The organism is Anaerorhabdus sp. (genome assembly GCF_036637135.1).
GTDB lineage: Bacteria > Bacillota_I > Bacilli_A > Erysipelotrichales > Erysipelotrichaceae > Anaerorhabdus.
Window position 1 is genome coordinate 1 of record NZ_JAVWNC010000055.1, and the last position, 13046, is coordinate 13046.

Sequence of the window (13046 nt, forward strand, 5' to 3'; positions counted from 1 at the left end):
TCATTTGAAAATAAATGATGTAATTAGAACAAGAAAATTGATTTGTTACACAAATTATTTAAAGAACCTTTATGAAGTTCCCAAATTCCTCTCTCGTAGAATTTGTGTCCAATAAATTCAGTACTCTTCTATGCTACGAGGTAGTTATTGACGAAGGTTGAATTCATTAGCGTAGTTTTTAGATTCCTACTTCAAGTTCATCAAAGTCCAAATCCATCATCTAACAGTGGTGGTATTCAAAGCTTTGTTGAAGTAGGTTTCTTTTTTTATTGTATTAAGCTAAGTAATGGATGTTCTGTAGGCTATGCTTTGTTGAAGACTTGCTTCATCTGTTTCCAAGAAGACGCAAAGGATTGACACTCTCTTGGTATCATAACAGAAGAAGTTGTATCGAAAGAAAAAACAAGAATGTTATTTTAAAAGTTTAGGGAAGAGTAAGTAGAAAAAAATTCAATCCGCTTAACGATGATTGAATTCTATAAAATTAATCATAAGAATGTCTTAATTATTTTGTTACCCATAACCATTCAATATTAGGAAATAATAAATGGGCAATGAATCCAGCACAAACCAATAGTAATATGATGATCCCAAAGATACAGGCGATTCTCCAAATGTTGGATAGTGTTTCTTTACCATATTGAACATCTCTAAAAATTGAAGATACTTTCTCATCAGTAAGATTTTTTTCTCTAACATCTTGGAAATCTACATCTTTAACTAATTCATCTAATGTCATATTGAAATAATCACTCAACATGACCAGTCTTTGAAAATCTGGATACGACTGACCAGCTTCCCATTTCGAAATAGTTTGCCTAGAAACTTCTAACTCCATTCCTAGCTCTTCTTGTGATAATCCTTGTTTTTTTCTAATCGATAATAATTTCTCATTGAATTTCATTTTGCTTACCTCCTCTTTAGTAGCTAATTGGAGTATATTTCATTAGTGATAAGCCATCAATCAAGTACTGTTGGCAATTTGTCAACGGGGATTAACATTTCAATTTTATTGACTGATACTGCATTCCGTTGGGTTAATTTTACAGTAATACACGACATCATAATATTGATCATGATAATACAACTCGTCAATACATACCCCTTCTTTTTGAAAACCAAGTTTTTCCATTACATGAATGGAAGCAGAGTTCTCTGCGATAGCGCCTAAACTTATTTTGTGAAAATGACAAGAATCATATAAATATGTACAAATGGATGACATAACCTCGGTGATATAACCCTTATTCCAATGATTAAAACCAATGCCATATCCAAGTTCAATTGAACGAGCGTTTTCATCTCGAATTTGTTCAATGATAAAACCAATTGCTTCCTTATTAACTTCAATGACCCAAATATATAAACCTTGTTGCGTGCGATTAATCAAAGAATCAAGCGAGTAATCAAGTATATTTTCACAATAAGGTGCTAAGAAATAAGTGAGTACACGTTGGTCATGATTTATATTGTTGAACAAATCAGTTTTATCTTCTTCTCGAATGGGTCTACAAATACAACGTTTAGTTGCCAGTACTTTACTTCCTTGACTATGATTAAGTTTCATAAGATACCTCTTTATTAAGCCAATAATATCATGGTGCATATGACCATGTAAAGTTCACGAAATGTGATAAACTAAGCGTATAGGAGGAATATGTATGATTACTGGATACGTGGGAACATATACTTCAGATTTAAGTGAAGGAATATACAAAATAGAATTGGATGAAACAAATGGACATTTATCAAAACCAAAGTTATTTAAAAAGGTAAATAATTCAAAATACTTGGCTTGGGTAGATAATTTATTATATGCATTGTATGATGATGAATCAGGTTCTGGTGTTATGGTCATTGATAAGAACGGAAATACATTGGCATCATTAATTTATGAAAATGTAACATCAGCTCACCTTGGAGTTAAAGGAGAGTATATTTATACTGCAAATTATCATGAAGGTACAGTTTCAAAACTTCATTATGCAAATGAGAAAATCACTTTGATTAAGAAAGTGACGATCCAAAGAAAAGCGGGTTGCCATCAAATTATATTTTTTAAAGATATGATTTTAGTGCCCTGTTTATTCATGGATAAGATTTTCATATATGATGAAGATTTAGAATTAATTAATGAAATTATGTTACCTCATGGTAGTGGACCAAGACATGGGGTAATATCGACGGATGATACACGTTTATATATTGTAACTGAATTGAGTAATGAGTTGTTTACATTTGATTATGCTAATCATCATTTTCATCAGGTACATCAAATATCAATTCTACCTAATTATGAAACACATAAGGAAGGTAGTGCAGCACTTAGAATAAGTAGAAATGGTAGAAAATTATATGTTTCTACTCGAGGTGTTGATTTAATTACGGTTGTGGATATTGGAGCGGAATTACCAAAAATACTACAATTCGAATCATCTGGAGGTAAACATCCAAGGGATATTTTGGATGTAGCGAATGATCGATATTTATTAGTGTTGAATCGTTTTAGCAATGAATTACTATCGTATAAATTAAACGATGGAAGATTGGGTATTGTTTCATCAAAAGTGGAATTACCAGAAGGTGTTTCAATCGTTATGGAAGGAGATTTAAATGACTAACAATCAAATAGGTATACTTGGTTTAAGCACAATGGGTAAGAGTTTAGCTTTAAATCTTGCGGATCATCATTTCAAAGTTGCAGGATTTAATCGTACTTACCATGTGACTCAAGAAATTATCGAAGAAGGACATGAGAATTTTGAAGGATTTGAAGAGCTTGGAGATTTTGTAGCATCATTAGAAAAACCAAGAAAAATATTATTAATGATCAAAGCAGGTGATGCAATTGATCAAACTTGTATTCAATTGATGGAATACTTAGAAGAGGGTGACATCATCATGGATGGTGGAAACTCTTACTTTAAAGATACAATACGTCGCCACGGTTATTTGAAAGATAAGAAAATTAATTATTTAGGTATTGGTATTTCAGGTGGTGAGAAAGGTGCAAGAAATGGACCTAGTATTATGCCTGGAGGAGATCAAGAAGTAGTGGAGGTGGTTTTGCCATTTTTAAACGCCATAGCAGCTAAAAAAGATGGAGACCCATGTTGTACTTACATTGGACCCGATGGTGCAGGACACTATGTTAAAATGGTTCACAATGGCATTGAATATGCAGATATGCAATTGTTAGTAGAGTGTTATTTATTGCTTAAACATATTGGGCATTTTACAAATGCTGAAATGGCACTTGTCTTTGAATCTTGGAATCAAACCGCACTAAAGAGTTATTTGGTAGATATTACCGCGAAGATATTACGTGAAAAAGATGAAGTTACAGGAAGTGAATTAGTTGATTTAATAATTGATAAAGCGAGCCAAAAAGGTACAGGAAAATGGACAAGTATTGAAACACTTGAACAAGATCAAAATACATCATTAATAAATGCGGCTGTCGTCGCACGTGTTACATCAAACTTTGATGATTTAAGATTCGCTTATCAACAATTACTAGATGATCCAATGACAAAAGAAGTGAATCCTTATGTATTTCAAGAGGAAGTTAGAAAAGCTTATTATCTTGGTAAAATTGTTGCGTATGCACAAGGATTTGGTTTAATGAAAGATGCGTCGAAACGCTATCACTGGAATTTAGATTTAGGTAAAATAGCTTCTATCTTTAGGGCTGGATGTATAATTCAAGCTGATCTACTAAATGTGATTATGAGAAGTTATGCTGAAAACAAAGATCTTGAAAATTTATTATTAGATGAAGAAATTATTCGAATTGTTAAACGCAATATTCAATCATTGCGAGTTGTGACTTCACTTTCAATAAGAGGTGGAGTACCATCACCAGTACTCACAAGTGCAATGACATATTTGGATCAATTAAGAAGTAAACAAGTAGGTGCAAATTTAATTCAAGCACAAAGAGATTTCTTTGGTGCACATACATTTGAACGCATAGATCAAGAAGGAATTAATCATCATGAATGGGAAAAATAAAGGGATTATTATTTTTGGTGGTACTGGGGATTTAACTTATCGCAAATTAATACCCGCTTTGTACAATTTATTCAGTACAAATAAATTAGATAATAATGAAAAGATTATCGCAATTGGTAGACGTGATTATTCACAAGAAATGTATCATGACATTATTAGAGAATGGGTTAAACAATTCTCACGTATTAAATATGAAGAAGAAGTTTTCAATGCTTTCCTTCTCCATGTGTGTTACTACGAAATGGATTTTACGAATTTAGATGAGTATGAAGCTCTTGCGTCTTACTTTAGAGAAAAAGAAATTGAGAATCCAATTTTCTATTATGCTGTAGCTCCACAATTTTTTGGAGTTATTACAGATGGTATACATAGTATTAAAGAATGTTGCAAAGGTAGAATCATTTTGGAAAAGCCATTTGGTAATTCATTAGATGAGGCAAATCGATTAAGTCATAAATTAGAAGAAAGTTTTGGTAGTGAAAATATTTATCGCATTGATCATTACTTGGGAAAAGAAATGATCAGAAATATCGAAACAATCCGTTTTGATAATCCAATCTTTGCGAATAACTGGAATTATGAAGGTATTGAAAACATACAGATTCAAGCGTTAGAAGAAGTAGGTGTTGAGACAAGAGGTGCCTATTATGACCATGCGGGCGCATTAAAAGACATGGTACAGAATCATTTGATGCAAATACTTACACTTATCGCAATGGAAAAGCCAACACCTGAACATGATATTCATACTCAACAAGTTGAGGTACTTAAAGCATTACGTCCAGTTGAACGATTGATTGTTGAAGAATCACTTGTGCTAGGGCAATATGATGGTTACCTTCAAGAAGACAAAGTAGAACCCAATTCCAAAACAGAAACTTATGCAGCATTGAAATTATTTGTTGAGAACAAAAGATGGAAAGAAGTTCCATTTTATATTAAAACAGGCAAAAAGACAGGAACAAGAGAAATGAGTGTAATCATTACATTCAAAAAAACAAATCCAGATGTGGATGCGAATATTCTAACCATTAAGATACAACCGCTTGAAGGCATAAGTTTAAAATTCAATATGAAAGAGCCAGGCGATAGTGATTCTATTATTCAAACAGAGATGGATTTTTGTCAAAGTTGTATTGCTAGAAACCGTATTAATACACCAGAAGCATATGAAAGATTATTGTTACTTTGTATGCAAGGAGATCAATCGTGGTTTTCTAAATGGGATCAAATCTATTTGAGTTGGAAATACATAGAGGATTTAAAATTAGAGTATAGAAAACTTCAATTGCCAATCTACACTTATGAACAAAATAGTGAAGGTCCAAAAGAAGTAGATCAAATCTTAAATGATGAATCACATGTATGGGCTCAATCACAGTTAGTGTGTAAAATATAAAACATTCAACTTTAAAATTGAATGTTTTTTCTTTTCTATAGGTTTTCTAAGTACTTACAAAGGAATGAGTAAGTTCTATCGAATGAAGCTAAATCTAGTTTTTCATCAGGTGTATGTACATCATAAATATTTGGACCAATCGCAACAATATCAAGATCTGGACATTTGCCTTTGAAGATACCACATTCTAATCCACCATGTACAGCATACATTTGGATTTCTTTACCATTGTGAACTTCTTTATATACTTTAGCCATGGTATCTCTCATTGGACTTTTATCCATGTAATCCCAAGCAGGATACCAGTTTTCAGTTGTTGCATCAAATCCAAATACTTTCGCAAGTGTTTGAACCTCATCAGCTAAATCTTGTACATATGAATCAAGAGCACCACGAACGGATAAACCAAATTCAAATGTAGTGTCAGTTAAGTCTACGATACCTAAGTTTTCTGAAGAAGTAGTGAGTCCTTGTAGATGATCTGATTTATGTCTTAATCCTGTAGGAACTAAGTATAAGTAATCGATAATTGATTGACTTGTTTTTTCATCAATAATAGATTCAATATTTTGTTTTTCAAGTGTTACCACTAAACCGCTATCTGTAAACTCTAATTCTTTTTGAATTTCTTGAATGCATTTATCAACAATTTCTCTACACTTAGCATCATTCTTCATTGTAAATGTTGCGTCTGCTTCGCGTGGTATAGCATTGATCTTTAAACCACCTTTAAATGTAGATAATTGGATAGTTCCTTCTTTTGATAAAGTATGCAGAATACGAGCAATAATCTTATTTGAATTACCACGTTCTGCATGAATCTCTGCACCAGAGTGACCACCCAACAAACCACGCACTTTCAAGCAATATCCTTCTTGTTGCGTATTTTGTCTATGAATAGGATGTGTTATGGTGATGTCCATACCACCAGCACTACCAGTAATTGAAGAATCTTCCTCTTCACCATCGATGTTAATTAAGCGTTTGGCTTTAATTAAATCCATGTCAATGTTGAAAGCACCTTCCATGGTAGCTTCTTCATTAACAGTAAATAGACCGATTAGTGGTGGATGTTTTAAGTTTGAATCAAGTAATATTGATACGATGTAAGCTACACCTGCACCATCATCAGCGCCCAGTGTAGTGCCTTTTGCTTTTAAGAAGCCATCTTCAACTACTAATTCCAATGGATCTTTAGTGAAATCATGGTGACTATCACTATTCTTTTCATTTACCATATCAATATGTGCTTGCAAGATAACAGGTTCATGGCTTTCATAACCTAAACTTGCATCTTTATAAATAATAACGTTGTTTGAACTATCTTGAACTACTTTTAAATTATGATCGTGAGCCACTTGTACAAGATAATCACTAATTTGTTTTTCATCTCCAGAACCGTGTGGAATTTTAGTTAATTCCTCAAAGATTCGTACGTAACTTTTTGATACATCTAGAATCGTCATAATGCCCTCCTTGGTTTTTATTTTTTGTATGACTTGGGTTCGAGAATAGCGAGTTTCGCTTTGTTATATTTGTTTCTTTGTACTAAGAATAAAATAGGAAATACAATTGAAGATGCAGCGATAATCACTAAACATCCCATGACAACAGATTGAAAAACGATATCCATAATAAACCTTCTTTCTATCATTCATTATAGATTATTTTAAAGTGTCTTACAATTGATTAGAACAAGGGGTATAATGATTTAGTAAAAAACGGGGGACAAAAATGAAAATATATGTAGAATTATTTTGTACATGGTTTAAAATTGGATTATTTACATTTGGTGGTGGATACGCCATGTTACCTTTGATTGAAAAAGAAATCATTGAAAAACATCATTGGGCAACACAAGAAGAAGTGTTGGACTATTATGCAATTGGGCAATGTACACCAGGGATTATTGCAGTAAATACGGCAACATTTATTGGATATTTTCAAAAGGGTGTTTTAGGTGGAATCGTGGCTACGCTTGGTGTAGTTGCACCATCAATATTAATTATTACATTTATCGCTACATTACTTCCTACATTTCAAGATTTACCTGTAGTAAAACATGCATTAAATGGAATCAGTATTGGGGTATGCATTTTGATGGTTACATCCATTATGAAATTATGGAAGGGTAGTATAAAAGATAAAGTGGGAATATTTATTTTTTGTTTATCCTTGACTATAGCATTATTATTTAGAACTGCAACAGTATGGGTTATTATCCTTGCAGGAGTGTGTGGTTTAATTTTTACTAATATCAATAAACTTGGGGAGGACGCAGAATAATGTTACTTCTTCAATTAATTATAGAATTCTTCAAAACAGGATTATTTGCGATCGGTGGTGGTTTAGCTACTATTCCATTTTTATATGAAATGTCATATAAATACAATTGGTTTTCAATCGAAACTTTAACGACCATGATTGCGATATCTGAATCGACACCAGGAGCAATGGGAGTAAATATGGCTACCTATGTAGGAACACACTTAGTGGGTATTTTAGGTGGTATAGTGACAACATTAAGTTTGGTTGCGCCAAGTGTTATTGTGATTTGTATCATAGCGAAAATGTTGACTAAGTTCAAAGAAAGTAAACTTGTACAAGCATTATTTTATGGATTAAGACCTGCGGTTGTTGCGTTAATCGCAGTTGCATGTTCAAGTATTTTTATTACCACATTCTTTAAGGATGGATTCACGCTTTCTTTTGGTGGAATCGAATGGATGCATGTGGTTGTATTCGCTGTTTTATTCGGTATTTACCAATTAAAAAAGCCACATCCTATTTTAGTGATTGTGGCTACAGGTCTTATTGGAATATTGTTACAACTTTAGTTTTCAATACCTAATTGTTTAATAACATATTTACGGGTTTCATCAATTGTCTTTTCCAAAACAACAGCTAATTGGCTATAGAGAATACGTTCAGCTTCGTGGAAATAAGCATCATCTACGGAGCTGAGTTTTTTATTGTTTAAAGCACGATCTTTATTTTTAAGGTAAGTTGTTTTGATGATACATACTAGATCTTCAACTTTATATGATTTTAAAAGTATTTCATATTCTTTCTTAATCATTGTGTCTTTTGAGTCGCATAAAGGAATTGAAGGAATTGCTTTGACTAATTCATCAACTTCATCACGTGTAAGTAAATCTCTTATATTACCCGCGATGTTTGATGCAGGTACTTGAATTTTTGTTTGACAGCCATTACTGAAAATAGGTACCAAGATATAGAAAGGATCTTTGCTAAGTGTATTTTTTTTGATTTCTTCAACACTACATACTTCATTTTTATATAACACTTTTTCACCAACTTTATACATTTTATACCTCCTTGTAAAAAGAATGAGTAGCTAATAACTGGACTTATGCCTTCACTAGCTACTCGTTTTATATTCCTATTATAGCACAAAAAAGGCTTAAATGCGAGGTTATCCACACAAGGGATGTTTTATAGTGCTTAAATCTCTTTGTTTTTATGGTATACAAGCTGACCATTCAAATAGGTATCGATGACTTGCGTTTCTTCTATTTTAGTGTTAAATGCAAGAATATCTTGATCTAAAACAAGGAAGTTCGCTTTCTGTCCAACTTGAATTGATCCTGCATTATTTATACCTACAATATCTGCAGCAAAACGGGTATAAGCGTTGATTGCGTCAATTACGGATAGACGTTGAGTGAATCCTGTATCGATTCCATTGTAACTTTCTCGCTTACATGCAGAGGCAATTGAAACAAAGGGGTTATGTGGATCTGCCCAAGATGTAGCTGGGGCATCACTTGAAAAGGCTAGTGGTATTTTATGTTCGATAATTGATTGATATTGATAACAAGTATCTTTAAATGATTCACTTAAATTCTTGAGATAACTTTCAATTTCTGCATACATGAAAATTGGTTGTGAAACAACAGCTGCGTGTTTTGTTTTTGTGAGATCAAGTATTTTCTTGTTTGTCATTGTGAAGTGTTCAATTCGAAGAGAGGGTTGATTTTGCAACCAATCTTCTTGTTTATGGTGAAGTATGTTTAGAATTGCACGATCACCCATCGCATGTGCAATCAACTGTAGTTTGTATTTCTTTGCTAAATTGAATGCGTCAGAAAGCTCTTGATTCGTGATTGTACTTAATCCAGTATGATTTGTATGGCAATAAGGTTTTGTACACCATGCGGTTTGTCCACTAATACTACCATCTGCAAGGATTTTAATTCCCTGGATATGCAATTTAGGTTGATGACTTACTGGTAGTTTGTCTAAGTGTTTTATTGAATGAAAATCAAATGCAAAAAGAATATCTTGTTGAATGGATGAAGTACAAGCTTGTTCTAATATTTTAAATGATTGTGGTGTTCCTAGCATTTCGGATATCGTTGTAATTCCCTTGGATAAACAATCATGACTAAATGTGTTTAGATGTTCCAATGTTTCTTCGAAAGAAGCTTTGGGTATTTTAGTAAAGGCTTCAAATTTTTCGTTTTCTCTAAGGATGCCATCGTGGTGAGTAGGATCAATACCCAATTCAATTAAGGCTTTTGTATTGCACATGCAAATGTGATTACATGTCCTCTCTATAATGACAGGGTAGTCTAAACAAGCCTTATCCAAATCGTGCTTCGTGCATAAGCGATGCTCTTTTATTTTACCTTCATCAAATCCCCATCCAAGTATCCATTTACCAGTATGAATTTGTCGAATTGCATCTTGGCAATCTTCAATGGAGTAGATTTTTGGTGGTAAACACGCAAACTTTTCAATGTTGTCTGCAATCCAGAGTGGATGCATATGTAGATCAAAAAAAGAAGGGCAGATTGTCTTCCCATGCATATCAATGACTATGTCTCCTGTCAGATTATCTAAAGACACTTCTGTAATTATATCTTGTTCAAAAGACATGCTAGTTGCTAGTGGCATGTCTTGATTTGATGTAATGATTTTAGCGTTGATGATTGTTGTTTTCATTTATTAATCTTCTTTTATTATATGTGAATTGAATTTGTAATTTAATCTTGCTTATCCATTTCTGCGTAATCTTGTAGCGTACGTTTTATTTTTGTTTTAGTTAAGCGTTCCAGTGATTCAAGTAAATTTCGTTTTTCTTGTTCAGGATAGTTATCAAAGATAACTTCATCCCATTGTATGAATAAATCATGACCTGCTTGAAAAGCTTCTTGTCCCTTTTCAGTAAGTACAAGCGTATGTGCTCTTCGATCATTTGGATTTACTTCTTGTATTATAAATCCAGTTTTTTCAAGTTTAGTAAGTGTTCTGGTTGTGTGACCCGCATCCATTTTCAAACTTTCACTAAGTGTTGAAGGAGAACAGTTTGGATGTTTGCCAATATAAAGAATAAAAAAGAATAGTCCTTGGCTTAGACCTAAATCTTGCAATCGTAGTCCACAATACTCTTTAAAATCTTTTCTAAGAAGTGTTACGTAATAAGCTAAAGTTTTTTCCATAAGTTTTTTTCCTTTGTTTATTATATCAAGTGTATTACTGGTATAGAATTTTGTCAAAATAATCAGTATACAAAAAAATGTAGAATAGCTTTTGCATGATTGTATAGTCTGTGTGTAAATGGTATCATAAAGTAGGAAAAAGGTGAAATCATGACAGACTTTAATAAATATTACACAATTTTAAATGAAGAGTTGGTTTTAGCTACTGGATGTACTGAACCAATCGCATTAGCTTACGTAAGTGCAGTTGCAAGAAAGCATTTAGGTAAAGATCCAAAGAAGGTGACTGCATATTGTAGTGCTAATGTTGTTAAAAACGTTAAAAGTGTAACAATACCGAATACAAATAATAGTCGAGGTATCGTTACTGCGGTCAATGCTGGTTGGATTGCAGGTGATGCGGATAAAGAACTTGAAGTCATTTCGGTAGTAAGTGATGAAAAAAAGAAAATGATTCAAGAAATTTCAAATACTAATTTTGTTGAAGTCGTTTGCTTAAAAGATGAACCTAACTTAAGTATTCATATAAAAATGGAATCAGATGATGATTGTGTAGAAGTTTATTTAATGCATACGCATACAAATATCACTAAGATTGTGAAAAATGATGAAGTTTTGTTTGAGAAACCTTGTGACCTTCAAGACTTTAACTCAGCTTTAACAGATCGTACTTGTTTAAATTTAAAAGATATTGTTGAATTTGCGAATACTTGTGATTTGTCACGAGTTCAAGATTTACTTTCGAAACAAGTTAAAAATAATATGTTGATTGCGAATGAAGGTATTGCTCAAGGATATGGCGCTTGTGTTGGTAAAACTATCATTGATAACATTCCTGGGAAATATTCATCTTGTATTGGTATGGCAGCAGCAGCGAGTGATGCAAGAATGAGCGGATGCCAATTGCCAGTAATGACAAACTCAGGAAGTGGTAATCAAGGAATTACAACTTCCATACCAGTTATTGTTTATGCAAGAGAGCAAAAGAAGTCGGAAGAAGAATTATATCGTGCTTTGGTTGTATCAAATTTAGTGACAATCCATTTAAAAACAGGTATCGGAAGACTGTCTGCTTATTGCGGGGTGGTGTGTGCTGCATCTGCAAGTTTTGCGGGTATTGCATATTTGAATCATGATTCATTTGAGATTATTGAAAATCTAGTAACAAATGGACTTGCAACAGCAAGTGGAATTATATGCGATGGTGCGAAAGAATCATGTGCAAGTAAAATATCGACAGCTTTATTCTCTGCAATGTTAGGTTACGAAATGGCTAAAAACCAACATGTATTTGAAGAATCTTGCGGTATTGTTCAAGATTGTGTTGAACACACCATTAAAGTTGTTGGTACACTAGGACAAGATGGTATGAAGCAAACTGATAATTTAATCCTTGATATCATGACAAAAGGAAAAGAAAACTAAAAGAATCCAATCGGATTCTTTTTTCTTGTATAAGAAAACCACACGATAGTCGTGTGGTTCAAAAGAGCTTAAGCGATGAGACTCCTTGTGCTAGACTATTTGTAAGCCTGCCAGCTTAGCAAATAGTCGAAGACAGAAGGAGAACATTAAATTGAATAAACAAGATAATATCACAAATAGTCTAGCACACAGCAAATGGAATTGTAAGTACCATGTAGTGTTCGCACCAAAGTATAGAAGAAAAATATTTTATAATGAAAAAAGAGCGGATATAAGAGAAATACTGAAAACATTATGTACATGGAAAGGAGTGGAAATCATAGAAGGTGAAATCTGTCCAGATCATGTACACCTGCTACTAGAGATACCACCGAAACTATCTGTATCAGGATTCATGGGAAATTTAAAAGGGAAAAGTAGTTTGATGATATTTCAAAAATATGGAAATATGAAATTTGCATATCGGAATAGGGAGTTTTGGTGTCGAGGATATTATGTAGATACAGTGGGAAAGAATACAAAGATGATAAAGGAATACATCGAACATCAATTAAAAACAGATAAGGAAACAGATCAATTAAGTTTATTTGATCCAAGAGACCCTTTTAAAAAAGGGTAGCAAGTAACGGATGCAACGCTGACAGGCTTGCACATGCATACTTGTATGCAGCCAATAGAAAGAGGGCTCAGCCCTTTTGTATTAAACTATTCAAGTGAAATTAATTTTGATTTGATAACACCTT

15 protein-coding genes are annotated in these 13046 nt (G+C 33.1%); 8 read left to right on the forward strand and 7 right to left on the reverse strand.

Annotated elements, in window-relative coordinates; all coding sequences use genetic code 11:
- Positions 1-147 precede the first annotated feature (147 nt).
- Positions 148-357: a hypothetical protein gene (locus RR643_RS09350; RefSeq protein ID WP_332483052.1), complete on the forward strand. Its 210-nt coding sequence runs from the start codon at positions 148-150 to the stop codon at positions 355-357.
- A 148-nt stretch (positions 358-505) separates the two neighbouring features.
- On the opposite strand, the gene RR643_RS09355 is transcribed toward RR643_RS09350, so the two are convergent.
- Together RR643_RS09355 and RR643_RS09360 are read right to left on the reverse strand one after the other, a co-directional pair.
- Positions 506-904: a helix-turn-helix domain-containing protein gene (locus RR643_RS09355; RefSeq protein ID WP_332483053.1), complete on the reverse strand. Its 399-nt coding sequence runs from the start codon at positions 902-904 to the stop codon at positions 506-508.
- 105 nt (positions 905-1009) lie between these two features.
- Positions 1010-1567 (reverse strand): GNAT family N-acetyltransferase, encoded by a 558-nt coding sequence (locus tag RR643_RS09360; RefSeq protein ID WP_332483054.1) that lies wholly within the window; start codon positions 1565-1567, stop codon positions 1010-1012.
- Positions 1568-1661: 94 nt separating this feature from the next.
- On the opposite strand from RR643_RS09360, the gene RR643_RS09365 reads away from it, so the two are divergent.
- The 3 genes from RR643_RS09365 to zwf are packed head-to-tail and all read left to right on the forward strand — an operon-like array spanning position 1662 to position 5413.
- Positions 1662-2621, forward strand: a complete 960-nt coding sequence (locus tag RR643_RS09365; protein ID WP_332468518.1) for a beta-propeller fold lactonase family protein — start codon at positions 1662-1664, stop codon at positions 2619-2621.
- A complete protein-coding gene (gndA, locus tag RR643_RS09370) occupies positions 2614-4014 on the forward strand; it encodes an NADP-dependent phosphogluconate dehydrogenase (RefSeq protein WP_332483055.1) in 1401 nt (466 codons plus the stop codon). Before RR643_RS09365 ends, gndA begins: the two co-directional genes overlap by 8 nt.
- A complete protein-coding gene (gene zwf, locus RR643_RS09375) occupies positions 3998-5413 on the forward strand; it encodes a glucose-6-phosphate dehydrogenase (protein ID WP_332483056.1) in 1416 nt (471 codons plus the stop codon). Before gndA ends, zwf begins: the two co-directional genes overlap by 17 nt.
- 35 nt (positions 5414-5448) lie before the next feature.
- Here zwf and pepD read toward each other — a convergent pair whose 3' ends face one another.
- Positions 5449-6879 carry a beta-Ala-His dipeptidase gene (gene pepD / locus RR643_RS09380; protein WP_332468521.1) on the reverse strand — a complete coding sequence of 477 codons (1431 nt, stop codon included), beginning with the start codon at positions 6877-6879 and terminating at the stop codon, positions 5449-5451.
- 17 nt (positions 6880-6896) lie between these two features.
- Complete coding sequence (locus RR643_RS09385; RefSeq protein WP_332468522.1) at positions 6897-7046, reverse strand: hypothetical protein; 150 nt, start codon at positions 7044-7046, stop codon at positions 6897-6899.
- Between the two features lie 101 nt (positions 7047-7147).
- Here RR643_RS09385 and RR643_RS09390 point away from each other — a divergent pair, with 101 nt between their 5' ends.
- Complete coding sequence (locus RR643_RS09390; protein WP_332483057.1) at positions 7148-7699, forward strand: chromate transporter; 552 nt, start codon at positions 7148-7150, stop codon at positions 7697-7699.
- Positions 7699-8250 (forward strand): chromate transporter, encoded by a 552-nt coding sequence (locus RR643_RS09395; RefSeq protein WP_332468524.1) that lies wholly within the window; start codon positions 7699-7701, stop codon positions 8248-8250. Before RR643_RS09390 ends, RR643_RS09395 begins: the two co-directional genes overlap by 1 nt.
- On the opposite strand, the gene RR643_RS09400 is transcribed toward RR643_RS09395, so the two are convergent.
- From RR643_RS09400 to bilQ, 3 genes are all read right to left on the reverse strand, one after another.
- Positions 8247-8741 carry a hypothetical protein gene (locus RR643_RS09400; protein WP_332468525.1) on the reverse strand — a complete coding sequence of 165 codons (495 nt, stop codon included), beginning with the start codon at positions 8739-8741 and terminating at the stop codon, positions 8247-8249. The genes RR643_RS09395 and RR643_RS09400 overlap by 4 nt on opposite strands.
- A gap of 137 nt (positions 8742-8878) precedes the next feature.
- Complete coding sequence (locus RR643_RS09405; RefSeq protein ID WP_332483058.1) at positions 8879-10381, reverse strand: amidohydrolase; 1503 nt, start codon at positions 10379-10381, stop codon at positions 8879-8881.
- A gap of 41 nt (positions 10382-10422) precedes the next feature.
- The gene (gene bilQ, locus RR643_RS09410; RefSeq protein ID WP_332483059.1) at positions 10423-10878 is read right to left on the reverse strand and encodes a bilirubin utilization transcriptional regulator BilQ; all 456 of its coding nucleotides are present in this window, start codon (positions 10876-10878) and stop codon (positions 10423-10425) included.
- A gap of 150 nt (positions 10879-11028) precedes the next feature.
- Between bilQ and RR643_RS09415 the strand changes: the two genes are divergently transcribed.
- Positions 11029-12303, forward strand: coding sequence for an L-cysteine desulfidase family protein (locus RR643_RS09415; protein ID WP_332483060.1), 1275 nt, complete (start codon positions 11029-11031; stop codon positions 12301-12303).
- 169 nt (positions 12304-12472) lie between these two features.
- Positions 12473-12922 (forward strand): IS200/IS605 family transposase, encoded by a 450-nt coding sequence (gene tnpA / locus RR643_RS09420; protein WP_442879424.1) that lies wholly within the window; start codon positions 12473-12475, stop codon positions 12920-12922.
- Positions 12923-13046: the final 124 nt, after the last annotated feature.

Excerpts from the sequence above, each read along its gene's own strand:
- bilQ (WP_332483059.1), bottom strand. The coding sequence starts at position 10,878 with ATGGAAAAAACTTTAGCTTATTACGTAACACTTCTTAGAAAAGATTTT.
- RR643_RS09355 (WP_332483053.1), bottom strand. The coding sequence starts at position 904 with ATGAAATTCAATGAGAAATTATTATCGATTAGAAAAAAACAAGGATTA.
- RR643_RS09415 (WP_332483060.1), top strand. The coding sequence starts at position 11,029 with ATGACAGACTTTAATAAATATTACACAATTTTAAATGAAGAGTTGGTT.
- RR643_RS09360 (WP_332483054.1), bottom strand. The coding sequence starts at position 1,567 with ATGAAACTTAATCATAGTCAAGGAAGTAAAGTACTGGCAACTAAACGT.
- RR643_RS09390 (WP_332483057.1), top strand. The coding sequence starts at position 7,148 with ATGAAAATATATGTAGAATTATTTTGTACATGGTTTAAAATTGGATTA.
- RR643_RS09395 (WP_332468524.1), top strand. The coding sequence starts at position 7,699 with ATGTTACTTCTTCAATTAATTATAGAATTCTTCAAAACAGGATTATTT.
- gndA (WP_332483055.1), top strand. The coding sequence starts at position 2,614 with ATGACTAACAATCAAATAGGTATACTTGGTTTAAGCACAATGGGTAAG.
- RR643_RS09400 (WP_332468525.1), bottom strand. The coding sequence starts at position 8,741 with ATGTATAAAGTTGGTGAAAAAGTGTTATATAAAAATGAAGTATGTAGT.
- zwf (WP_332483056.1), top strand. The coding sequence starts at position 3,998 with ATGAATGGGAAAAATAAAGGGATTATTATTTTTGGTGGTACTGGGGAT.
- RR643_RS09365 (WP_332468518.1), top strand. The coding sequence starts at position 1,662 with ATGATTACTGGATACGTGGGAACATATACTTCAGATTTAAGTGAAGGA.
- pepD (WP_332468521.1), bottom strand. The coding sequence starts at position 6,879 with ATGACGATTCTAGATGTATCAAAAAGTTACGTACGAATCTTTGAGGAA.
- RR643_RS09385 (WP_332468522.1), bottom strand. The coding sequence starts at position 7,046 with ATGGATATCGTTTTTCAATCTGTTGTCATGGGATGTTTAGTGATTATC.
- RR643_RS09405 (WP_332483058.1), bottom strand. The coding sequence starts at position 10,381 with ATGAAAACAACAATCATCAACGCTAAAATCATTACATCAAATCAAGAC.